Source organism: Candidatus Marifrigoribacter sp. Uisw_064 (genome assembly GCF_047730175.1).
Lineage (GTDB): Bacteria > Bacteroidota > Bacteroidia > Flavobacteriales > Flavobacteriaceae > Marifrigoribacter.
In genome coordinates this window covers 2,578,265-2,603,425 of the sequence record NZ_CP159833.1, presented here as the reverse complement: position 1 = coordinate 2,603,425, position 25,161 = coordinate 2,578,265, and the positions used below count along the sequence as shown (strand labels likewise).

Sequence of the window (25,161 nt, the reverse complement as noted above, 5' to 3'; positions counted from 1 at the left end):
AGGGTTTATTTTTTTCTTTCTGCTGAACTATCATATACTGGAATAACAGCATCAATCTGAACATCTATTTCTACTAATTTTAAATCATTATTATATGAGAAATTAATGTTTTTTTGTGTTGATGCGTTAGTTAAATCGTATAAATTGTAGGTGTTTGTATATATTTCTTCACCCGATTTAAATACAAAAGTACGGTAACAAGAATAAATTCCAGTGCTAGAAGTAGGTTTGTTTTCGGGATTAGAAACTTCATACTTTTTAACTCCTTTATTTTTTATATCTATCTTAAAATCAAATACAAAAAGTGATTTATCGAACGTAGTACTTTCATACTCACCACAACTATCAAATTTCTTTATATTGGTTTTATTTTCCACTTCCCAAAAGATAAATACTTCAAAATAAGACTCTTTTGACATACAACGACTTCCATCATTCATAAAGAACATTTTATTTTCTCCTAAGCAATGACGTTTATTAGAAAACCAATCTCCATCAAGAGTTTCAGTAAATTCAGAAACAAGTCCATCAACATAAGCTTCATCATTTTGAGCATAGGTAATTGTAGCACCTAAAATTAGTAAGGTTATCAGTATTTTTTTCATCTTTAAAATATATTAATTATTAAAATAACATTGAAAACTTCCTATCGGGCTCCCATCGGGAATCATTGAAGTTCGTTTTAAAACAAATTTTTCTGGATGTTTTTTAAATTCATTAATCTCTCTGATTAACTGCATAGATTGATTATCCTCCTTAGTTTCACTATTCTTAGCCAAACGTTCAATCGCTTTATTCACCATTGCTTTAACTTGTGGAATACTTTTTTTATGTGCTGCTAAATTCATTAAATGATGTAAGGTCACAAACTGGATAGTTCTATGAACTTCTTTAATATATTCTGAATCATGTATAGGTGCAATAGTAGTACGAATCAATCCATTCAATACATCTTGAAACCCTAAGTTATCAATTTCTATAGATTTTTGCTGAATTAATCGGTTGGCTCGTTCAGGGTTTAGCAATAAGCTAAGCGTCATTTCACTTGCTGTTGCTGCAGCTCCAAGGGCATCAAACGAAACACCTGTCTTGCTTTTAAAAGATTCTCGGCTTCTTGGATAGCCCATAGTTCTTGGAGGAAATAATAACAATTTATCTTCCGGTATCGCTAAGATATTCGCCTCTAATGTTTTTAAAACTATTCGCAATGCTTGTTCTTGTTCTTGCTTCGGAATATGTCTAACGGCTTCACTTTTATCACCTTTAACTGAATATGAATAATCCAAACCTCCAATCATTTTTACCGCTGCTTCTGTCTGAAACCTATGAAAGAAATACAAGGGTACAAAAACGTCTTCTAATACTGAAAAAGGTGTTCCTGTGGGAATATTATCTTCTGAAAAGTTGTCAATTGATTTCTCTCTTATATTTAATACATTCTGTAATTCTTCATATGCATTACTTCCATTATCCCAAAGATGTGCTTTACCATGTGCACCCCCTTGTGCTCTAGCATCTCTATCTGAAATATATCGATATCCTTTTAAGAAGGCCTCATTTAAAATATTATTTAGCTCCTCTTTTTCAGAAGTACCTTTTTTAAATTCACTATATGAATAAGCTACTGTTACTTTATCCCAATCCCCTATTCCAACTGCATACGCATTCGAAAAGTCAACTACACCATTTTTTAATGTCAAAGAAGGATGTGGATAGTCCATTACACTGGCTCTATTATTTGTGCTCGCTGCAAAGTTATGAGCAAAACCAATGGTGTGCCCTACTTCATGTGCTGCTAATTGGCGAATTCGTGCCAATGCCATTTCTAACATCTGTTGATAGTTATCATCTCTTTCAGCAAAAGGTTGATTCATTAATGCTTGCGCAATCATAAAATCCTGACGAATACGCAGGCTTCCTAAACTTACATGACCTTTTAAAATTTCTCCTGTACGTGGATCAGTGATGGTACTTCCATAACTCCATCCTCTTGTAGAACGATGCACCCACTGAATAACATTATAGCGTATATCTAAAGGATCTGCATCTTTGGGTAACATTTTAACTTGAAACGCATCTTTAAACCCAATAGCTTCATACGCTTGATTCCACCAACTTGCTCCTTCCATTAGAGCGGAACGGACAGGCTCTGGAGTTCCAGGATCTAAATAATAAACAATAGGTTCCTTTGCTTGACTTAAATCTTTATTAGGATGTTTCTTTTCTAAAAGATGACGGGTAATAAAACGTTTTTTAACAGGCTCCCATATTGGTGTTGCATAATCCATATAATCCATTGAATATGAGCCACTACGCGGATCAAAAACCCTTGACTGATAGGTGTTATCAGGTAATTCAACAAAACTATGATGCTGAATAAATGAAAGCGACGTAGCATCTGGACTTACCGTTATTATATTTTTTCCAGTAGGTTGTCCAGAGAAAGTTATTAAAGATTCGAACTCTACATTTTTAGGAAAGGCTTTAGTATTCTCCATCCATAAAACACTCCTATTTTCATCTAATTTATAAATCCCCTCCTTTTTTCTTTTTAAGGTTAGTGCTATACCATGGCTGTCTAATAATAAAAATGGCGTTAAATCAATAATATAGTTATTGCCTTTTATCTCTTTAATAGGAAAACCATGTAGCACAGATTTCACAAAAGCTTGCTCTATTGATTTTTTTTCTAGTTCATTATCTGTATTTGCACGAAACTTCTGATTGGTTTGCACTAATAATAGTTTATTTCCACTCTTTATAAATTTCACCAATACTCCATCTCCAATTTGTCCTCTATCCAATCCAATATCATTGGACCCTAAACCTGAGCTCAAATAATGAACATATAAAAATTCTTTATTTAATTCTGAAACCTCCAAGTATATTTCTCCTTGATCTTCAGTATAATGGAAATTAAAATATCCTTCAGAAGTAATTAGATTTTTTTTGCTTTCTAGAAATTGTGCTGAAAGTGAATTGATTCCGAAGAACAAAACAAATAGGATGGTTAACTGCTTCATGTTATAAAATTTCTTAAATATATTAGAATCAATTGAAAATTAGATATTTTGTTTTAAGTAATTACAAAAATTAACTTATGATTTGATTATTTTTTTTACAATACTTGAATTTGAATCTGAAATTTTTAATAAGTAAATGCCTGTAGATAATTGTGATAAATCTATTCTAACTTTTTTATTTGTTAGGTTTTTCTGAAATATTTTCTTTCCATTTATTGTTAAGACTTCCAGTATTATTTGATTTTCAAAATTTAATTCATTTAACTGAATTTCTAAAACTGAATTAATTGGATTTGGATATAGAGTAATATTTTTTTCTAGTAAATTATCTTCAACGCCTACAATATTACATTCAGGAATCCAACTTTTACCATCTAAACCCCAATCTTCTTCTATTATAATACATAAATGTGTTAAAGCAGTATAAGGTATATCTACAATCCTTGGAGTATTTGAATAATCATATTCCTCTGTGCTTGGATTCCCCCAAGCAGCACCTTCAATAATTCCATCATTATCATTAATTGAATAATCTATCGCAGTATTTCCAGTATTATCATTTAATTTCCAATATCCTAAAAGTTGATTGTAATTTGGATGTGTATTATCTATTGTTTGACAATACCAATTTGCAATTTCATTTTCAATAAGAACTGAATCCCAAATTCGCACTTCTGCAATAGCCCCTTGAAAATCGTACCCTGTGTCTATATCAGCACCAAAATAAAGGCCTTCACCAACATTGATATCTCCAATGTTGGTGATAGAAGCTTCCTCAACGAAACTACCATCCAAATAAATTTTCATAAAACTATCTCTATTAAAACTAACACTTATAGTATGCCATTCATTATCAGTAATAGTTCCCCCTGTGTTTATATCCACTCTATTAGATCCATCACCAATATTCACTTTCCAAGATTCTCCATCTGGCAAAGCAAATGACAATACAAATCCAGGGTTTAATCCAGTGTCCCAATCTTTATTACCTACGATAGAAACATCGCCTCCAGAGTTTGTTCTTAAACGACATTCGATTGTAAAATCACGATCTGCCCCAAAATCAAATAAAGCATCCTGAGCTACAAATACATAATCATTTTCACCATCGAATTGTAATTCCAATTCTTCAGACAAACAATTTAGTGGAGGTTCTACAATAATTATATCTTTTTCTATTACTTCTGTTTCAATAGAGTTTCCACTCGCTATAAAAAATACATTTTCTTCTTCAAAACTAGACCCGCCATGTGAGTTGTTTTTTCCTCCGTGATCTGTTGTAACTAAAATTAACCAGTCTTCATTTTCATAATTTGGTCTATTCTCAATACTTGTAATAATTGGCGCTATTAGTCCATCTACTATTTCAATAGCATCAATATATTGAGGAACATCTGGAGAAAAACCATAGCTATGTCCTGCATGATCTATATCATCAAAATGAAGAAAAAGAGCATCAACATCGTTTTCAGAAATATAAGTAATTGCTTCTGAAGAAACCCCTGCATCACTAGAAACATTTAAAGTAAAATCTGCTGTATCATCTACTATATTATCATTAATAGGTGACCAGTGGCATATAGACGCTGTTAACAAAACTGAATTAAAGTCTTCTATGTAATGAAATAATGACGGATATTGCTCGTAATTATTCCCGTCAAAATTATTATTTGTAACCAAATGTTTATCTGACCAAACCCCACAAATATTTGCAGACCAACCAGGTCCGCTAATCGTAATATCATCATTTAGGGCATCTGGACTATAAACACCATTTGCAATAAGGTCGTCGATAATTGGTGTTGATGCTACTTCCATAGCATCAGGTCTACAGCCATCAATCCCAATAATGAGCACTTTTCTATTATTTTGTGAAAATGACAAAACTGAATACAGACAAATAAAGGAGTATATTATAAATTTCATTTAATAAAAAATTACATGAATCACTAAAATATGAAATTGAAAAACAATTTAACTTAAAAATTACATAATATCTTTCATTCTGTAAATGGAAATTCTATTTTTGTTGAAAACACATATAAATGATTACACTTGATCAAATTAAAGATCTTAAAGAGCGCCTGGAAGCGTTAAGGGGGTATCTTTGACGTTGCTGGCAAACAAATTGAAATAGCAAACGACGAAGAAAAAACGTTTGATCCTAATTTTTGGAACAAGCCAAGAGAAGCTGAAATCTTCATGAAAGCTTTGAGAACAAAGAAAAAATGGATTATTGATTACGAATCTTCCGTTACACTTACTGATGAAGCTGAAATAATATATGAATTTTTTAAAGAAGGTGAAGGTACTGCTGAACAAGTAGAAACCGCTTTTGAAAAAGCATTCAATACGATTGAAGCTCTAGAGTTTCGAAATATGATGCGTGACGAAGGTGATGTAATGAGTGCAGTTCTTCAAATTACTGCAGGTGCTGGAGGTACAGAAAGTTGTGATTGGGCAGAAATGCTCATGCGCATGTACTTAATGTGGGCAGAAAAAAACGATTTAAAAGTAAAAGAACTCAACTATCAAGCTGGAGATTCGGCAGGTGTAAAAACTGTAACTATAGAAATAGAAGGTGATTTTGCCTTTGGTTGGTTAAAAGGAGAAAATGGTGTGCATCGATTGGTGCGTATTTCACCTTTCGATAGTAATGCCAAGCGCCATACAAGTTTTGCTTCAGTATATGTGTATCCCTTAGCTGACGACAGTATAGAAATTGACATTAACCCTTCGGATATTTCTTGGGCATTTGCTAGAAGTGGTGGTGCTGGAGGTCAAAACGTAAATAAAGTTGAAACCAAAGCCATATTAACACACGAACCTTCTGGGATTGTGATACATAATTCTGAAACTCGTTCGCAACTAGAAAACCGTGAAAAAGCCATGCAAATGTTGAAGTCGCAACTGTATGAAATCGAATTGCGTAAGCAACAAGCCCAACGCGATGAAATTGAAGGCAATAAAATGGCAATTGAATGGGGCTCTCAGATTCGTAATTATGTATTGCATCCTTATAAATTGATAAAAGATGTTCGAACAGCTCATGAAACAGGTAACACGGAGGCAGTATTAAATGGAGGACTCGATGGTTTTCTAAAAGCCTTTTTAATGATGAAAGGTCAAGGAGAAAAAAGTGATGAACTTTAAATAGATTCTTAAAAAGCAAAACGATTGCCCTATCCTATTCAAGGATGGGGTTTTTTATGTCCTTGATCAAACGGTAATTCTATTGATAAAGCGGTATGTGACCGTTTGATATTCCATTGGGACATTTTAACTATTTAGTATGTATATTAAGTTTACTTTTTATGGGCAAGAACATGATACTGTTTTAAATGCACCAGATAATTGATTAAGTGAAATAATACCCTTTCCTATAGGTTATGCTCCTTCAATTGATTTAGTTGGTTTTGAGGATTTACGTTTTGCTCCAGGATGGTCTGATACTAAAAGTGAAGAATTTTTGGCATGCACATTTGTTTGGTATTTAGAACAAGGAGATCTAATGACTGAAGCTAAACTCACAGCGTATTTTAATAGCTATTACGATGGACTAATGGATGTAACTATGAAAGCACCCGATGGAAGTATTAATCCAAATAAAATAGACAACTCAATTTGTTTATTCATTAAAACAAATGATGGTTTTAAAGGGAGAATGAGAGTATATGATAAGTTTTTCTCTAAAGAATACATCATTCTCAATATTCAAATTAAAGAGAGCTATTGTACTAGAGCTAAAAAGCAAATTATTTCTTGTGATATTTCACCAAAAGACTTCAATCATGAAATATGGAACATCTTTGATGAAGTTACACTTAAAGTCCCTTGTGATTAAATAAGCTTAATTAATAAAGCATCAAATAATTATTTTTCATCTTCTTGAACCTTGGAAGGGTCCATTTTTGAAAAAATCCATCCAAAAATCATTGCAATTAAAAAGGAGGGTGCGAGTACATCAAGAGCTACAAAATATTCACCAACACTTTCCAAGTTTTGGAACACAAATTTAAATAGAATCACAGATAAAAAACCAGAGATCATAGATGCAATGGCCCCTTTTTCAGTAAAGCCTTTCCAAAAGAGCGTCAAAATGATCACCGGACAGAAGGTGGCGGCTATTCCCGACCAACCAAAAATAATGACCCAGAATACCTGCCTTTCAGGGGAGACGATCGCAATTACCATTGCTATTCCAAGGGCAATTACTGCCATAATTATTGTAACAATTCTTGATATTTTAGTAAGCTCATGGTCTTTTAAATCTGGACGTAAAATTTTCTGATAAAAATCACGTGTGATAGCGCTTGAAGCAATGATTAGTAAAGAATCAATGGTAGACATAATCGCAGAAAGCACAATGGCTACGTAAATCGCAACTACGATCAAAGGAAGGAAATTTTCTGTCATTACACTCAGTACATCTGTAGCTCCTACACCAAAAACAGCTTCAGGATCTTGTCCGCTTTCAGTGAAAAGTACTCTGGCTAGAATCCCAATCGTTACAGCTGCTGCATCGGTAAGAAGCGTAAATATAATAGCGACCCATCTTCCTTTGTTAATTTCATTTTCGTTTTTAATAGACATAAAACGAACGTAAACCTGTGGTGATCCTAAGAATCCAAGTCCGATCATTGAAAAGCCTAGTATGGTGAAAAGGTTCATCCAACCATCGTCGTTTCCTCCCCAAATATCGGTTAATGCTGGATCAATTGCTTGTAAGCCTGCAGTAATTGATTGTCCATGATCCATAGAAAACCAAACCACTATAGGAAGTAGAACTAATCCTAAGAACATCAAAAGACCTTGAAATAAATCGGACCATACAGCCGCTACAAATCCACCAATAAAGATATAAATAAGGACAATAAAAAAACCAATTAGCGCCCCTGTATAATAGTTGATATTTAGTAGAGACTCAAAGGCAATACCTGTTGCATCAATTTGTGAGCTTACATAGATGATTACAAATATTGATAACACAGAGGCTGAAAGTATTCTTAAAGTGTGTGTATTAGACTTAAAATGACTTTGTAGGTAATCTGGTATCGTGATCGAACCATACGCATCTGATTTCCTTTTGAATAGCTTGGCCATAAAAAACCAGGAAATAAAAACGCCTAATAATTCTCCAAGAACAACCCAGTATCCAGAGTATCCAGCCAAAGCTCCCATTCCTGTTAAACCAATAAGTAACCAACCTGATTCTCCTGTAGCACGGGCAGAAAAGGCTACAGCCCAGAAACCCATGTTTTTTCCTCCCACATAAAAATCACTCATGCTTTTAATCCGTCGGGATGCCATGATACCAATTATAAATAGTACAGAGACATAGAGTGCGAGTACGATGATTTTTGTGAGCATAATTATTTTATTGTTTGATTAATTCGTTTAAACGCCCTTGAAATTTGGATAATAGGCAAGTATCAAATGTATGAAAAGTTTTCACAAAAAAAATTTGACTCTCACATAGGTATCATGTGATCCAAAAATAAATACAAATGCTTTGGGAATAAATAAATCGATATTACTCTACTTCATATGTTTCTCCTGAGAAAAATAAATCAGCAGTTTTTGTGAACTTAGATTTAGATTTAACCTCTAGTGTTAAGGCTGCTTCTCTTTCTTCTAGGGTTACATCAGAAAAGCTTCTAATAACACCTGTAACTAAGGGATAATCTAATCGTACTAGCATTTGATGCAAAGTAGGGTCTTGTTCACAAGCATCATGAACCAAAATATCTTTTTCAGTTATATTATTTTCTCCTATGGTTACTACTTCTAACTTAAGTCTGTTTAAAACCAAACCTTTGTTTTTTTCTTTCCCAAATATCATTGGCTTACCATCTTCTACAAAAAGTTGTTTGTCATCGCGAACATTTTTATCTGTATACTTTGCAAAACAGCCATCATTAAAGATGTTACAGTTTTGAAGAATTTCAATTAGTGAAGTTCCTTTAAACTTTTCTGCATCAATAAACATTTGTGTCATTTCTTTTGGAGTGTTCCCTCCTACGCGAGCAAAATATCTTGCTTGGGCACCTATAGCTAATTCTCCTGGAGAAAAAGGAGGTTGTGTATTTCCATAAGGAGATGACTTCGTTTTTTGCCCAACGGTTGAAGTTGGTGAGAATTGACCTTTCGTTAATCCATATATTTCATTATTAAAAAGAATGATATTTAAATCTAAATTTCTTCTTAACAAATGAATAAAATGATTTCCTCCAATCGCCATAGCATCTCCATCCCCAGTAATTACCCAAACTCTTAAATCTGGATTTGCTAACTTAACTCCAGAAGCAATTGCTGGAGCTCTTCCGTGAATTCCGTGCATTCCATAGGTATCAACATAGTAGGGAAACCTTGATGAGCACCCAATACCAGAAATAAATACGATATCTTCTTTTTTAACTCCCATTTCTGGAAGTGCTTTTTGCATCGCTCTTAAGATAACATAATCATCACATCCGGGACACCATCTTACTTCTTGATCGGTTGCAAAATCTTTAAATGTATATTTTTCAACAGTTGCTTCCATCTCTATTTCAGTAATTGTTTAAATTTTTGAATCAGTTCACTATTTCCAAATGGTAAGCCTTGAATTTTATTATACTGCAAGAAATTAAGTTCATTAAAATTACTTTTTAACACTTTAACAAATTGTCCATTATTCAATTCACAAACAATAATCTTTTTATATTTAGATAAAATTTCTTTTGTATTCTTCGGAAGTGGGTTTAAATAATTAAAATGTAGGAACCCAACATTTGTAAATCCATCTTCATACATTTCTTTTACAGCTGAATGTAATGAACCATAGGTTCCACCCCATCCTACGACTAATAAATCTCCTTCATCAGAAAATTCATTCGCAATATCTGGAATATAATTTTGAACTCGTTTAATTTTTTCATCCCTAATATTTGTCATATACTCATGGTTTTCTGGCATATAAGAAACATTTCCAGAAACTCTATCCTTCTCTAAACCTCCCACTCTATGTTCTAAACCTTTTGTTCCAGGGATAGCCCAATTTCTTGCTAAAGAATCCTCATTACGTTTATAGGGGTGCCAGTTCTCGATATATTTATCAATGATATTATTATTGATTTCTGGCATTTCATCAACTGTTTTGATTTTCCAAGGAGCTGAACCGTTTGCTATATAACCATCAGATAATAATATAACTGGAGACATATGTTCGATAGCTAATTTAGAGGCTTCAAAAGCATAATCAAAACAATTAGCTGGAGTACTCGCAGCAATAACAATCACTGGACTTTCTCCGTTTCGGCCATACATGGCTTGTAATAAATCTGATTGTTCCGTCTTTGTAGGCAAACCAGTTGAAGGGCCTCCACGTTGTACATTTACAATTACTAAAGGTAATTCGATCATCATGGCCAATCCTAAAGCTTCTGCTTTTAATGCCATTCCTGGTCCTGATGTGGTTGTAATCGCTAATTTTCCTGCAAATGCAGCACCAATAGCTGAACTTATACCTGCGATTTCATCTTCTGCTTGAAATGCTTTAACTCCAAAATGTTTGTGTTTTACTAATTCATGTAAAATATCAGAAGCAGGAGTAATAGGATATGATCCTAAAAATAATTCAAGTCCAGATTTCTCAGCAGCTGCAAGGAATCCCCATGCTGTTGCTTTATTTCCCATTATAATTCGATAGGTTCCAGGTTTCATTTTTGCTGGAGCAATTGAATATGCATTGGGTATTAATTCTAAAGTTTCAGCAAAATAAAAACCTGCATTTAGTACCTTTGTATTGGCTTCTACTAAATGTGGTTTCGTTGCAAATTTCTTTTTGAAAAAGTCTGTAGTATGTGCTACAGACCGATTATACATCCAATAAACCATTCCCAAGGCAAACATGTTTTTACTTCGAGTAATGCTTTTATTATCTAATCCTTTAATGTCTTTTAAAGTCTCTTTAGTTATGGAAGTCATAGAAACCTCTATAACTCGATAATTTTCTAAACTATTATCTTCTAGTGGGTTTGATTCATATTTTGCTTTTTGGAGGTTTTTCCTTGTAAATGAATCGGTATCTACAATAATGGTATGTCCAGGCTTTACAGCAAATAAATTTGTTTTTAACCCAGCAGGGTTCATCGCTACCAATAAATCGACATTATCACCAGCCGTACTAATTTCTACACTACCAATATGAACTTGAAACCCAGAAACTCCATATAAACTTCCTTGTGGAGCTCTAATTTCAGCAGGGTAATTTGGAAAAGTAGCAACATCGTTACCGAACATAGCAGAGGTGTCTGAAAACTGAGTTCCTGTTAACTGCATTCCGTCACCTGAATCACCTACAAACCTTATGACTACGGTATCTAAAACTTCAGGTTTTTTATCCTTATTTTTTGTTATAGCGTTCTTTGTTGTCATATATAAAAAATTGCAATTGCAAAATTAGGTTAAATTTTAAGGTATTAATGAAAATTTTAGTTAAAAATACTTAGTTAAAATAAAAAACAAAAAGTTAATTGTTCAGCGGAAATTATAGTTATTCGGGGTACTCAATTCGCAGATGATAAATATTATTTAACTTCTTTTTAAGCACCTTTTTTATGCTTTGTATTTCTTTAAAAGTAATGTTAGCATTTAAGAACTGACCCTGTTCCATTTGCCCATTAATAATTTTTTCTACAAATAAATCTATCTTAGAAGAAGTAGGTTCTTTTAAGCTTTTACTGGCTGCCTCTACACTATCAGCCATCATTAATATTGCTGTTTCTTTTGAAAAAGGTTTAGGTCCTGGGTATCTAAAATCATCTTCATTGGCTTCCCCATTTTTATCTAATTCTTTTTTATAAAAATAATATACAAGACTCGTTCCATGATGGGTTCGTATAAAATCAATTAAACGATCTGGTAGCTTATTCTTTCTAGCTATTTCAATTCCGTTTAAAACATGATCAACAATTATTCTTGCACTTTCTTTAGGTTCTAATTCATCATGTGAATTAATTGAACTCTTTTGATTTTCTGTAAAATACATTGGGTTTTGCATTTTACCAATATCATGATATAAAGCTCCTACCCTAACCAACATTGCATTTGCACCAATTTCATTTGCAGCAGCTTCAGATAAATTGGCCACATTTAAAGAATGATGAAAAGTTCCTGGCGCGACATTTGAAAGCTCTTTCAAAAGTTTTGAATTGGTATCACTTAATTCTAATAAAGAGACATCTGAAACTAATCCAAACATTTTTTCATAGGCATATACTAAAGGAAAAGCAAAGAGTGTAATCAAACCACATAAAATAAAATAGGCGAAATTTTTCCACTCAATTAATTCGATATTTCCTTCATGAATAATAAAGAAAGCAAAGTAACCCACTATATAAATCAAGGTAATTTGACCTACAGAAATAAATAAATTAGCTCTTTTATATAGTTCTGTAATAGTCAATATGGTAACAATACCCGCTATGATTTGAAGAAATAAAAACTCAAAACTATTAGGTACTATAAAACCTAATAGCAAAATGGTTAGTACATGTACAAAAAGCCCTAAACGTGCGTCAAAAAAGGTTTTTAATACTAAAGGCAAAATACACAAGGGGACAATATAAACGAAATTTGCATCTATTTTAACAACAAAAGTTGTTATGAAAATCATTAAAATAATATTGAAAAATATAAAAGTAACTTTTGTGTTATTCTCATATATTTCGGCTCGGTATTTTTTCAGAAATAAAAATAACATTAAAAAGACTAGAGAAATTAATACAGCATACCCTAATATCAGCCAATAAAAATTAGACTTACTCCACACTTGAGATTCATATTCCCCTTTTAGTGAATTTAAAATTTGAAACTTATCACCTTCTACGACTTCACCTTTAGCTATAATTCTTCCTCCTTTTTCAATTAAACCTCGGTTAGGATTAATAGCTTTAATCTTTGCGGCAACCTCATTATCTGTAGCAACTAAATCCAACGCTACATTAGCTATAATAATTTTTGAAAATATTTCATTAAAAAAAGATTCCATAGACTGCATGGATTCCTTATCTATTTCAGCAAGAACTTTACTTTCAACATCATTAATTTCAAGAAGACTCTGATAGGGTAACTCTTCTATTTCATTCCCTCTTTTAAGATAGATAAGCTTATCTTTTGAATAACTATGTAACTCTTCCTTAATACCATTTTTATAAATCGAATTAAGAGTTGAATTTCCTACTATTACAACAGAAGATTTAGGAAATAAATAAAGACTATCAACATAATCTGTTTCCATTAGTTCTGAAAATCTTGCCTTTACTTTTTCAACAACATCCGTATTATATACAAAATATGGTCTTGCTTTATCTTTTATTGCATCTGTTTCTTTTGCTAACGTTTCTTTATCCTTTTTAATCGTAAAACTAAAGGGAGCATACAGGTTTTCATATTGCCAAGGTTTTCCTTTTTGAAAGTTATATTTAAATTTCCCTCCTTTTGGTAATAAATAAATAGTTAATAAGGTCGCAAGTACAAATAGTAACACCTTATAAATAAGGGATTGATTTCTACCAAAAAAAGAAAAGTAAGTTTTCATGTGGCTATATTACTATATTAAAACGATAACACTTCGACATTGCTCAGTACAGGTATGATGTTTGCTAGTTATCATTTCGCTGGGTAATAAACTTTTTATTATGTTCGGTTCATAAATATTTTTACGAAAAGTAAAGGTATACATAACGAATGATTTATCCCAAGACCTTTTAAATTTGTTAATAATACACGCCCATTTTAAGATTGATAATTTGGTAATAAATGCGTAAATTCGCAGTCGATTTTATAATGTATTAAAATTGCATTATTTATTTAATAATTATAATTCAATCTAATGAGTAAAGAAGTTGTCATTGTATCTGCAGTAAGAACTCCAATAGGAAGTTTCATGGGAAGTCTATCTTCTATAACAGCGACCCAATTAGGGGCTACGGCTATTAAAGGAGCCTTAGAAAAAATTAATTTAGACCCTAACCTTGTACAAGAAGTGTATATGGGTAATGTGATACAAGCAGGTGTTGGACAAGCTCCTGCAAGACAAGCAGCAATTCATGCTGGAATTCCAAATAATGTACCCTGTACTACAATAAATAAAGTTTGTGCTTCAGGTATGAAAGCAGTGATGAATGCAGCACAAGCTATTGCGCTTGGAGATGCTGATATTATTATTGCTGGAGGTATGGAAAGTATGAGTAATATTCCACATTATGTACACCTAAGAAATGGACATAAATTTGGCCAAAAATCTATGGAAGATGGAATGCAGAAAGATGGCTTGGTTGATGCATACGATAATAATGCAATGGGCGTATGTGCTGATTTATGTGCTACTGAACATAATTTTTCAAGAGAAGATCAAGATAATTATGCGATTCAATCTTATAAAAGATCTGCTAAAGCATGGTCTGAAGGAAAATTTAATGATGAAGTTGTTCCTGTTGAAATTCCACAAAGACGTGGTGAGCCAGTAATTATTTCAGAGGATGAAGAATATAAAAACGTGCGAATGGAGAAAATTCCAACCTTACGTGCAGTATTTACAAAAGAAGGAACTGTGACAGCTGCAAATGCATCAACAATTAATGATGGTGCTGGAGCAATGATATTAATGAGTGCTGAAAAGGCAAAAGAATTAAATCTAACTCCCTTGGCTATAATAAAAGGTTATGCAGATGCTGCTCATGAACCAGAATGGTTTACTACGGCTCCCTCAAAAGCCCTACCTAAAGCACTCTCTAAAGCGAATATCTCTATAGATGATGTAGATTATTTTGAATTTAATGAAGCTTTTGCTGTCGTTGGATTAGCTAATATGAAACTATTAGGATTAAATGACTCTAACGTTAATGTAAACGGTGGAGCTGTATCATTAGGACATCCTTTAGGGTGTAGTGGTGTAAGAATATTAATTACACTGATCAATGTGCTTAAGCAAAATAATGGAAAAATAGGAGCTGCAGCAATTTGTAATGGAGGTGGTGGCGCCTCTGCATTGGTACTTGAAAGAGCTTAATATTTTTAAAAATTATCCAAGAAAAAAAATAAATGAAACGAGCTTATTAATAATCTTATCATTCAGCGAAATGTCTAATTGCGAACAGCATGTGACCCTTATAAAAAATAATAAAGACACATGAAATACGGTATTTGTAATTTAAGTATTGTTCCGTTAAGGGCAGAAACTGCAGATGCTAGTGAGTTAGTTTCCCAAGTATTATACGGTGAAATTTTTAAAGTTCTAGAAGAACGAAAAAAATGGAGCCGAATTCGACTAAGCTTAGATACTTATGAAGGTTGGATAGACAACAAACAATTTATTATAATTTCTGAAGAAGAGTATCACGAGCTTAATTCTTCTAAGCCTCAATTATCTTCTGAATTGGTGGATTTTGTAACAGATTCAGAAAACGGATTACTATCAATTTGTTATGGAAGTAATGTGCAAAATGCTACATTTCTAAATCATTCTTTTGAAGGAAATTTTATTTCAGAAAAACGAGCAAAACTACACATTATAGAAACCGCATTACATTATTTAAACAGTCCTTATTTATGGGGAGGCAAAACCCCTTTTGGAATTGATTGTAGTGGATTTACACAAATGGTGTATAAATTAAATGGAGTTCAATTATTAAGAGATGCTAGCTTACAAGCTACTCAAGGGGAATCTTTAAGTTTTATTGAAGAAAGTGAACCTGGTGATTTAGCGTTTTTTGATAACTTGGAGGGAAACATTACGCATGTAGGAATTATCATGGAAGATCACAGAATTATTCATGCACATGGAAAGGTAAGGATTGATCATTTGGACCACTCTGGAATTTTCAATATTGAATTAGGAAAACACACGCATAAATTACGCGTTATTAAACGTATTGTATAAAAAAAAGGTTCCAAAATTGGAACCTTTTTTATTATATTTTATAGTAATTTCAGTCTATTGACCGCCATTATTTTCAATTCTAGTTTTCATCTCTTTAGACTTATCATCCATTCCTAAAAGTTCGTAGATGTTTTTTAACGTTTTTGCTAATTCAATATCATCATTACGTAAAATTGAAGCTTTTTCTAAATAAGGAATAACCTCTCTATATAATTCATTTTTCTGTTCTTTTAATTCATCATATTTATCATAATCTGCACTTGAAGTACCTAAAGCATTCATTTCTTCAATAATCGCAGATTCTCCTTCAAGAATTAATTGTGCTTTATTAATTAAAGCAGCATCATAATCTGGATTTAGTTCAATAGCCTTAGAATAATACTTTAATGCTTCTTCCTTGTTGCCATTTTTTGAATTAGTAACACCTAAGTTAAAATAAAGATTTTCATCATCTGGTTTTAACTCTATTAACTTTTTAGTCATTTTATTAAAGTTATCAAAATCTCCTAACTTATAATACATACTAGAAGCTATATTTAAAAGATCAAAATCATTTGGGCTTTCAGTTATTAGTTGATTTAATAAACTTATCGCCTTGTCATTTTCACCTATATCAATATAAACAGCAGTAAGTTTTCTAAATATCTCTCCTTGTATAGATTTTGAATTTTTAATTTCAGGTTTTATAAAGTCACCACTTTTAACTAATAGATCTCTTTCTGCTTTAGTAGTAAAAACTTTTACTTCTCCCGTAGATTTATCAGTTGCAACAAATTCTTTAGCACTTCCAGTATACCCTATTTCTATTAACTCAGTATAATAAGCAAGAGACAGGTCATTATCTTTTGCTAAGCTTGAACAAATGGAAGCATTATATAAATATAATGTATCACTCTTACCAAAATTATAAATAGTATAGTAACTTTTAGCGGCATCCTTAAAGTTTTCTGCTGCATAACTTTTTTTAGCATTAACTTCTGCAGATGCTCTTAAGTTTTGGATACCTTCAGCTGCTGCAGATGCACTTTTACCTTTTGGATTAATTTTTAATGATTCATTAAAAGCTTCTCCAGCTTCTGTAAATATATCTATATTGGTATCAGCATTTGCTAATTTCAAATTACCTAATACTACATAGTATTTAGATTTTATTTCTAGTTCAGCACTGCCTAATTGACCTTCCACTTGTTTTAAAAAGGAAGCGGCCTCCGTATAGTCTCCAGAATTTAAAGCCTTTTCTGCTTTTTTAAGTTCTTTTTTTTGTCCAAAAGAAATAGCAGTAATTAACATTAATCCTGCAATTAATATTTGTTTTTTCATCTTTTAAAATTTATTCGTTGTTATCGTTTTCTGTGTTATTTGTTGAATCATCATTTTCAGAATTATTAATAGTTGTGCCATCCTCATTTTCTTCTTCACCTTCTAGACCATCTATATCTTCTTCATCGTCTTCATGCATCACTTTAGCTACAGCTGCTATAGCATCATTTTCACGCACTTTAATAAGACGAACACCTTGAGTTGCTCTTCCCATAACTCTTAAATCTTCAACTGCCATACGAATTGCAATTCCAGATTTATTAATAATCATTAAGTCATCAGTATCGCAAACGTTTTTAATAGCGACTAAATTTCCTGTTTTTTCTGTAACACTTATTGTTTTAACACCTTTCCCTCCACGGTTAGTGATTCTATAGTCCTCAACACTAGAACGTTTACCATAGCCATTTTCAGAAACAACAAGTACTTCAGATTCAGATTCATTAATAGTAATCATTCCAATTACTTCATCTTTTTCGTCTTTTAAGCGGATACCTCTAACTCCAGAAGCATTTCTACCCATAGATCTAGTCTTCTCTTCTTCGAAGCGAATTGCTTTCCCAGATTTAACGGCCAACATTACTTGACTATCTCCCGTGGTAAGTTTTGCTTCTAAAAGCTCATCATCCTCTTTAATAGTAATTGCATTAATACCATTGGTACGAGGTCTAGAATATTGTTCTAAAGGAGTTTTTTTAACTTGTCCTTTTTTAGTTGCCATGATTACATAATGACTATTTATATAATCTTCATCTTTTAAATCTTGTGTACAGATAAAAGCTTTCACTTTATCATCTGGCTCGATATTTATTAGATTTTGTATTGCCCTTCCTTTTGAAGTTTTACTTCCTTCAGGAATTTCAAATACACGCATCCAGAAACATTTCCCTTTTTGTGTAAAGAATAGCATGTATTGATGGTTGGTCCCTACAAATAAATGTTCTAAGAAATCTTCATTTCGAGTAGCAGAGGCTTTTTGACCTACTCCTCCTCTATTTTGTTTCTTGTATTCTGTAAGTGAAGTTCTTTTTATATACCCTGCATGTGAAATAGTTAATACTACTTGTTCATCAGCAATTAAATCGGTAATACTTACATCTCCTCCTGCATATTCTATTATAGACCTTCTTTCGTCACCATATTTATTTTGTATTTCAAGAAGCTCTTCTTTAATGATTTCCATTCGCATCTCTTTACTAGCAAGTATATCTTTATATCCTTGAATGGTATTCATTAATTCTTCATACTCTGTACGCAACTTATCTTGCTCTAGACCCGTAAGTTGACGTAAGCGCATTTCAACTATTGCTTTTGCTTGAATTTCAGAAAGCTTAAACGCTTCAATTAACTTAGCTTTAGCTTCATCTGCGTTTGAAGATGCTCTAATTAATCTAATTACTTCATCAATATTATCAGAAGCTATAATTAATCCTTCTAGAATATGAGCTCTTTCTTCCGCTTTGCGTAATAAATATTCAGTACGCCTAACTACAACTTCATGACGATGCTCAACAAAATAATGGATTAACTCTTTAAGGTTTAATAAACGAGGTCTCCCTTTTACTAAACAGATATTATTTACACTAAAACTTGATTGTAATGCTGTATACTTATACAACATGTTTAATACTATATTAGGAATTGCATCTCTTTTTAAGATATAGACAACGCGCATTCCTTTTCTATCGGATTCATCACGAATGTTTGAAATACCTTCAATTTTCTTATCATTTACTAAATCGGCAGTTTTTTTAATCATATCTGCCTTATTCACTTGATAAGGAATTTCAGAAACAATAATACATTCTCTACCATTTACGTCTTCAAAATGAGCTTTGGCACGCATTACAATTTTTCCTCTACCGGTATGAAAGGCATCTTTTACACCTTCATAACCATATATAACACCTCCCGTTGGAAAATCGGGAGCTTTTATGTACTCCATTAATCCATCAATATCTATATCATTATCTTCAATATAGGCGATGGTTCCATCAATAACCTCTGTTAAATTATGAGGAGGCATATTTGTTGCCATACCTACAGCAATTCCTGAAGCTCCATTAATTAATAAACCTGGAACTCTCGTAGGCAATACTGTTGGTTCTCTTAAGGTATCATCGAAGTTTAATTGATGATCTACTGTTTCTTTATCGATATCTGCCAACATGTCTTCAGAAATCTTCTGCATACGGGCTTCTGTATAACGCATTGCTGCAGGACTGTCACCATCAATTGAACCAAAGTTACCTTGGCCATCGACAAGCATATAACGTAAACTCCAATGTTGAGCCATACGTACCATAGCATCATAAACAGAGGTGTCACCATGCGGGTGATACTTACCTAAAACTTCTCCAACAATTCTTGCAGATTTTTTATGAGCACCTGTTCCTTTTAATCCCAACTCATGCATACCAAATAAAACACGTCTATGTACAGGTTTCATACCATCTCTAACATCTGGTAATGCACGAGACACAATAACCGACATTGAATAATCAATGTAAGCCGATTTCATTTCATCCTCAATATTTATAGGAATTAATTTTTCGCCTTCAGCCATATATTTTTTCTTTAATTTTGATTAAATTTCTAAAAAAGCAAGATACATTTTTTGAATGTTTTCAGCTACTTTTCATATTTATAAATTCACTTTTTTATTAACAAAAAATAGGTGTAAAATCGTTAATAACTATCAGGGTTTATATTTTGATAATAGTAAGTAATTTTGTCATTTTACTACTATAATAAATGAAATAGGAATGATTTTTGTCATATTAGATTTATTATACTATTTTTAGACAAAAAGGAAAATTAAAATATGGACGATAACTTTTCACCAAGAGTAAAAGATGTAATAGCATATAGCAAAGAGGAAGCACTTCGTTTAGGCCATGATTTTATTGGCACAGAACACTTAATGCTTGGTTTACTTCGCGATGGTAATGGTAAAGCCGTTTCCATTTTAAATGCATTAGATATAGACCTTAATCACTTAAGAAGGAAGGTTGAAATATTAAGCCCTGCCAATCCAAGTGCAGATGTAACACCCAACGAAAAAAAGAATTTACATTTAACCCGTCAGGCAGAAAGAGCTTTAAAAACTACTTTTTTAGAGGCAAAATTATTTCAAAGTTCTTCGATTAATACTGCACATTTATTATTGTGTATTTTAAGAAACGAAAATGACCCCACAACGAAGCTATTAAATAAAATTAATGTGGATTATGATGGCGTAAAAGATCAATTTAAAATTATGATTTCAAACGATGAAGATTATATAGATAGCCCTACCTCTGAATCTTTTCCAAATGAGGATGATTCAAATATTGGCGAAGGTGATAAAGAAAATTTATTTACTAGTGGAGGTAAAAAAACAAATAAAAAATCCAAAACTCCTGTGTTAGATAATTTTGGTAGAGATCTTACTTCTTTTGCTGAAGATGGAAAATTAGACCCTGTAGTTGGTCGTGAAGCTGAAATACAGCGAGTTTCTCAAATATTAAGTAGAAGAAAAAAGAACAATCCACTACTTATCGGTGAACCTGGTGTTGGTAAATCTGCTATTGCTGAAGGATTAGCATTGCGAATCACTCAACGTAAAGTGTCACGTATTTTATATGACAAAAGAGTTGTCACTCTAGATTTAGCAAGTTTAGTAGCTGGAACAAAATACAGAGGACAGTTTGAAGAACGTATGAAAGCCGTAATGAATGAGCTTGAAAAAAATGATGATATCATTTTATTTATAGATGAAATTCATACCATTGTTGGAGCCGGTGGAGCAACTGGATCATTAGATGCTTCCAACATGTTTAAACCTGCTTTAGCGAGAGGTGAAATACAATGTATCGGTGCTACTACATTAGATGAATACAGACAATACATTGAAAAAGATGGCGCATTAGAACGTCGTTTTCAAAAAGTTATTATAGAACCCACAAGTGTTGTTGAAACTATCGAAATATTACAGAATATTAAAGATAAATATGAGTCCCATCACAATGTGGAATATACTGATGATGCAATAGAAGCTTGTGTTAAGTTAACCAACCGCTATATGACGGAACGTTTCCTCCCAGATAAAGCAATTGATGCATTAGATGAAGCCGGTTCACGTGTACATATCACCAATATAAATGTTCCTGAAAAAATTCTTGAAATTGAAGAAAAATTAGAACAGGTAAAAGAGTTAAAAAATTCTGTAGTAAAAAAACAGAAATATGAAGAAGCTGCTAAACTTCGAGATGACGAAAAAAACCTCGAAAAAGAATTAAGTATTGAACAAGAACTTTGGGAAAAAGATTCAAAACTACATAGAGAAATTGTTTCTGAAGAAGATGTTGCTGAAGTTGTTTCTATGATGACCGGAATTCCTGTAAATAGAATTGCCCAAACTGAAAGTAACAAGTTAGCCGCATTACCAGAACGTATTAAAGGTAAAGTAATTGGTCAAGATGAAGCAGTTGCTAAGGTTGTAAAAGCTATTCAACGTAATCGTGCTGGCTTAAAAGACCCTGACAAACCAATCGGGTCATTTATATTTTTAGGTCAAACAGGGGTTGGTAAAACACAATTAGCAAAAGTATTAGCGCAAGAATTATTCGACAATGAAAACACGTTAATACGTATTGATATGAGTGAGTACATGGAGAAATTCGCAATCTCAAGATTAGTGGGTGCGCCTCCAGGTTATGTAGGATATGAAGAAGGTGGACAACTTACCGAAAAAATTAGAAGAAAACCTTACGCAGTAGTATTACTTGATGAAATTGAAAAAGCACATCCAGATGTATTTAATATGTTGCTTCAAGTACTTGATGATGGATATCTTACTGATAGTTTAGGACGCAAAATCGATTTTAGAAATACCATTATCATAATGACTTCTAATATTGGTGCCAGACAAATAAAAGATTTCGGACAAGGTGTCGGTTTTGGAACTTCAGCAAAAAAGGATCAAGCTACCTCTAATACTAAAAATGTTATTGAAAATGCATTGAAAAAAACTTTTGCTCCTGAATTTTTAAATCGAATCGATGATGTAATGGTGTTCAATCCTCTTGAAAGAGAAGATATTCATAAAATTATTGATATTGAATTAGCTAAACTATTTAAGAGAGTTGAAGAGCTTGGCTATAAACTATCATTAACTAAGACCGCAAAAGATTATATCGCTAATAAAGGATTTGATAAAGAATATGGTGCAAGACCTTTAAAAAGAGCAATTCAAAAATATATAGAAGATGCTTTAGCTGAAGAAATTATTAATTCAAACCTAAAGGAAGGAGATAGTATTTCTATGGATTTAGATAAGAAAACTAATGAATTAACGATTAAAATAAAAAAACAGAAAAAGAAGACTGAATCGTAATAAGCTTTTATAATTAAATAAAAAGTAGCACCTTTATTGTTAAACAGTATTGTGCTACTTTTTTTTATGAAACGAGCTTAGTATGAAGTTTATCACTAAACGAAATGACTAATAGCGAACCTGCCTGCCGCAGGTAGACAGCATGTGACCATTACTATTAATATAGACACATGAAACAAAAAGAACAAATAAAGCAACGACTAAAAGAAGAAATTGAAAAGACTTCTATTTTAGTAAATAAATACCGAGAACTCACCAAACCCATTGCCCCAGAAAACGCAATAGGTAGAGTTTCTAGAATGGATGCTATTAATAATAAGTCCGTAAATCAGTTAGCTCTAACTAATGCAGAATTAAAATTAAACAATTTAAAAATTGCTTTAAGTAACATAAATGACAATGATTTTGGCATTTGTATTAAGTGTAAAAAACCTATCCCTTTAGGTCGAATTTTATTACGTCCACAATCGATTACTTGTGTAAATTGTACACAATAATATATTGCTATTTATTTTTATCGTAACTTAACTAAGTTAAAAAAATAGTAATAATGCTTAATACCTCACTTTCATATCATTTTGGGATAATAGAAGTATATGATACTTTTGTTATTGCAATAATGAAAGAAGGTATAACCGTTAAGCCAGAATACAATACCCACTTAGTTGATATTTCTAAAAAGTATTTTAAAAATAGGAATTTTGGCTATATAACACATCGTAAGAATTCCTACTCTGTGGATCCTAGAATTTATTTTGAAACTTCTAAAATTAAACATCTAGTTGCCTTTTCTGTGGTTTCAGATAAAAAAATAAACTTAACCAATGTACAGCTCGAAAAAATGTTTTTAAAGAAGCCCTTTAAACATTTCGTAGAATTAAATGATGCCATCCAATGGGTGAGTGAAATAGTATATAATAAGAAACTAGAACTTAATTAAAAACTACATCATTATCAATTCCCATATTTTTAAGGAATAATATACTGTTATGAATATCTGTCGCAAGTAACCTATCGTTTTCTACAAACGGAACCACTTCTCTAAATGAAGTTAAAAATTGCTCAATAAAGTCTGACGACTTAGCATCTCTAAACACCAACGCTTGTGAAGCATTCATAAGTTCTATTGCTAATATTCGCTCAATATTTTCAACAATCTTTAAGCATTTTGTAGCCGAATTTGCTCCCATACTCACATGATCTTCTTGTCCATTAGAGGATACAATTGAATCTACTGAGGCTGGTGTTGCAAATTGTTTATTTTGACTTACAATACTTGCCGCAGTATATTGTGGAATCATAAAACCACTGTTTAATCCTGGGTTTTTAACAAGAAAATTCGGTAATTCTCTTTGTCCTGAAATTAATTGATAGGTTCTTCTTTCTGAAATACTACCCAATTCACACATAGCAATTCCTAAATAATCTAATGCCAAAGCTAAAGGTTGCCCATGAAAATTTCCTCCTGAAATTATTTCATCTGAATCAACAAAAATATTTGGATTATCAGTAACTGAATTGATTTCAGTTTTAACCGTTTTATTTACAAAGTCTATAGTATCTTTTGTAGCTCCATGTACTTGAGGGATACATCTAAAAGAGTATGGATCTTGAACCTGTTTTGTTTTAGATTGACCAATCTCACTTCCTTCTAGAAAATTTAGTACTTGCTCCGCTGTTTTAATTTGCCCATTATGTGGTCTCACAAAATGTACTAATGGATTAAAAGGACTCATATTACAATTGAATGCATCTAATGAAATAGCTCCAATTAAATCAGCAAAATAAGACAACTTAAAGCTTTTAAGTAAACAATAAACACCATAAGCACTCATAAATTGAGTTCCATTTAGTAAGGCCAAACCTTCCTTTGCTTCTAGTATAATTGGGGTCCATTCCTTTTGTTTTAATAAATCTTCAGCATCTATGGTCTCATTATCATAATATACTTTCCCTTTCCCTAAAAGAGGCAATGCCAAATGGGCTAAAGGTGCTAAATCTCCTGAAGCTCCTAGACTTCCTTGTGCATAAATTACAGGTAAAATATCAAGGTTATAAAAATCAATTAAACGTTGTACCGTTTGCAATTGAACACCACTATACCCGTAACTTAACGATTGTATTTTAAGCAATAACATTAATTTAATAATCTCCTTCGGAACCAAATCACCTGTACCGCATGCATGAGACATTACTAAATTTTCCTGTAATTGAGATAAATTTTCTGAAGAGATTTCAACATCAAATAAAGAACCAAAACCTGTGTTTATTCCATAGATAGGAGTTGAATTATTTTCAATTTTTGAATCTAAATATGCTTTAGATTTTTCAATCTTGGAGATTGCTTCCTCAGATAATTCAATAGATTTTTGAGTTTCGATTATATCTTTAATCGTCGAAATACTTAATATTTCAGAATTAATATAATGCTTCATAGGTTAGAGTAAGGATAAATTTTCGAAGCAAAAATACCAATTTCTTGTTAAGGTTTTTGATAATTTTCGACAACTCATCAA

17 protein-coding genes are annotated in these 25,161 nt (G+C 32.3%); 7 read left to right on the top strand and 10 right to left on the bottom strand.

Annotation, left to right across the window (positions count from 1 at the left end; all coding sequences use genetic code 11):
- Window positions 1-5: 5 nt before the first annotated feature.
- From ABXT64_RS11665 to ABXT64_RS11655, 3 genes are all read right to left on the bottom strand, one after another.
- Complete coding sequence (locus ABXT64_RS11665; RefSeq protein WP_443633109.1) at window positions 6-605, bottom strand: hypothetical protein; 600 nt, start codon at window positions 603-605, stop codon at window positions 6-8.
- 12 nt (window positions 606-617) lie between these two features.
- On the bottom strand, window positions 618-3,023 hold the full coding sequence (locus tag ABXT64_RS11660) for a zinc-dependent metalloprotease (RefSeq protein ID WP_443633108.1): 2,406 nt from the start codon (window positions 3,021-3,023) through the stop codon (window positions 618-620).
- A 75-nt stretch (window positions 3,024-3,098) separates the two neighbouring features.
- Window positions 3,099-4,949 (bottom strand): LamG-like jellyroll fold domain-containing protein, encoded by a 1,851-nt coding sequence (locus ABXT64_RS11655; RefSeq protein WP_443633107.1) that lies wholly within the window; start codon window positions 4,947-4,949, stop codon window positions 3,099-3,101.
- Window positions 4,950-5,068: 119 nt separating this feature from the next.
- Between ABXT64_RS11655 and prfB the strand changes: the two genes are divergently transcribed.
- A protein-coding gene (prfB, locus tag ABXT64_RS11650) for a peptide chain release factor 2 (protein WP_443633106.1) occupies window positions 5,069-6,176 on the top strand; the annotation gives its coding sequence in 2 pieces (ribosomal slippage) (window positions 5,069-5,131 and window positions 5,133-6,176; 1,107 coding nt in all).
- Window positions 6,177-6,492: 316 nt separating this feature from the next.
- Window positions 6,493-6,867: a hypothetical protein gene (locus ABXT64_RS11645; RefSeq protein ID WP_443633105.1), complete on the top strand. Its 375-nt coding sequence runs from the start codon at window positions 6,493-6,495 to the stop codon at window positions 6,865-6,867.
- A 29-nt stretch (window positions 6,868-6,896) separates the two neighbouring features.
- Here ABXT64_RS11645 and ABXT64_RS11640 read toward each other — a convergent pair whose 3' ends face one another.
- The 4 genes from ABXT64_RS11640 to ABXT64_RS11625 form a co-directional block, all read right to left on the bottom strand.
- Window positions 6,897-8,393 (bottom strand): sodium/proline symporter, encoded by a 1,497-nt coding sequence (locus tag ABXT64_RS11640; protein WP_443633104.1) that lies wholly within the window; start codon window positions 8,391-8,393, stop codon window positions 6,897-6,899.
- A 163-nt stretch (window positions 8,394-8,556) separates the two neighbouring features.
- Window positions 8,557-9,567, bottom strand: a complete 1,011-nt coding sequence (locus ABXT64_RS11635) for a 2-oxoacid:ferredoxin oxidoreductase subunit beta (protein WP_443633103.1) — start codon at window positions 9,565-9,567, stop codon at window positions 8,557-8,559.
- Between the two features lie 2 nt (window positions 9,568-9,569).
- Window positions 9,570-11,441, bottom strand: a complete 1,872-nt coding sequence (locus ABXT64_RS11630) for a 2-oxoacid:acceptor oxidoreductase subunit alpha (protein ID WP_443633102.1) — start codon at window positions 11,439-11,441, stop codon at window positions 9,570-9,572.
- Between the two features lie 118 nt (window positions 11,442-11,559).
- Window positions 11,560-13,605 carry an HD family phosphohydrolase gene (locus ABXT64_RS11625; RefSeq protein ID WP_443633101.1) on the bottom strand — a complete coding sequence of 682 codons (2,046 nt, stop codon included), beginning with the start codon at window positions 13,603-13,605 and terminating at the stop codon, window positions 11,560-11,562.
- 294 nt (window positions 13,606-13,899) lie between these two features.
- Between ABXT64_RS11625 and ABXT64_RS11620 the strand changes: the two genes are divergently transcribed.
- Window positions 13,900-15,078 (top strand): acetyl-CoA C-acyltransferase, encoded by a 1,179-nt coding sequence (locus ABXT64_RS11620; RefSeq protein ID WP_443633100.1) that lies wholly within the window; start codon window positions 13,900-13,902, stop codon window positions 15,076-15,078.
- 120 nt (window positions 15,079-15,198) lie between these two features.
- On the top strand, window positions 15,199-15,948 hold the full coding sequence (locus tag ABXT64_RS11615) for a C40 family peptidase (protein ID WP_443633099.1): 750 nt from the start codon (window positions 15,199-15,201) through the stop codon (window positions 15,946-15,948).
- A gap of 54 nt (window positions 15,949-16,002) precedes the next feature.
- On the opposite strand, the gene ABXT64_RS11610 is transcribed toward ABXT64_RS11615, so the two are convergent.
- Both ABXT64_RS11610 and gyrA read right to left on the bottom strand, forming a co-directional pair.
- A complete protein-coding gene (locus ABXT64_RS11610) occupies window positions 16,003-17,268 on the bottom strand; it encodes a tetratricopeptide repeat protein (RefSeq protein ID WP_443633098.1) in 1,266 nt (421 codons plus the stop codon).
- Between the two features lie 10 nt (window positions 17,269-17,278).
- Window positions 17,279-19,834, bottom strand: coding sequence for a DNA gyrase subunit A (gyrA, locus tag ABXT64_RS11605; protein WP_443633097.1), 2,556 nt, complete (start codon window positions 19,832-19,834; stop codon window positions 17,279-17,281).
- Between the two features lie 258 nt (window positions 19,835-20,092).
- On the opposite strand from gyrA, the gene ABXT64_RS11600 reads away from it, so the two are divergent.
- The 3 genes from ABXT64_RS11600 to ABXT64_RS11590 all read left to right on the top strand — a co-directional run bounded on the left by ABXT64_RS11600 (window position 20,093) and on the right by ABXT64_RS11590 (window position 23,585).
- Window positions 20,093-22,645 carry an ATP-dependent Clp protease ATP-binding subunit gene (locus ABXT64_RS11600; RefSeq protein ID WP_443633096.1) on the top strand — a complete coding sequence of 851 codons (2,553 nt, stop codon included), beginning with the start codon at window positions 20,093-20,095 and terminating at the stop codon, window positions 22,643-22,645.
- Between the two features lie 170 nt (window positions 22,646-22,815).
- Window positions 22,816-23,142 carry a TraR/DksA family transcriptional regulator gene (locus ABXT64_RS11595; protein ID WP_443633095.1) on the top strand — a complete coding sequence of 109 codons (327 nt, stop codon included), beginning with the start codon at window positions 22,816-22,818 and terminating at the stop codon, window positions 23,140-23,142.
- 53 nt (window positions 23,143-23,195) lie between these two features.
- Window positions 23,196-23,585 carry a hypothetical protein gene (locus tag ABXT64_RS11590; protein ID WP_443633094.1) on the top strand — a complete coding sequence of 130 codons (390 nt, stop codon included), beginning with the start codon at window positions 23,196-23,198 and terminating at the stop codon, window positions 23,583-23,585.
- Here the strand turns inward: ABXT64_RS11590 and hutH are convergent.
- The gene (gene hutH / locus ABXT64_RS11585; RefSeq protein ID WP_443633093.1) at window positions 23,578-25,080 is read right to left on the bottom strand and encodes a histidine ammonia-lyase; all 1,503 of its coding nucleotides are present in this window, start codon (window positions 25,078-25,080) and stop codon (window positions 23,578-23,580) included. The two genes, ABXT64_RS11590 and hutH, sit on opposite strands and share 8 nt — an antisense overlap.
- Window positions 25,081-25,161: the final 81 nt, after the last annotated feature.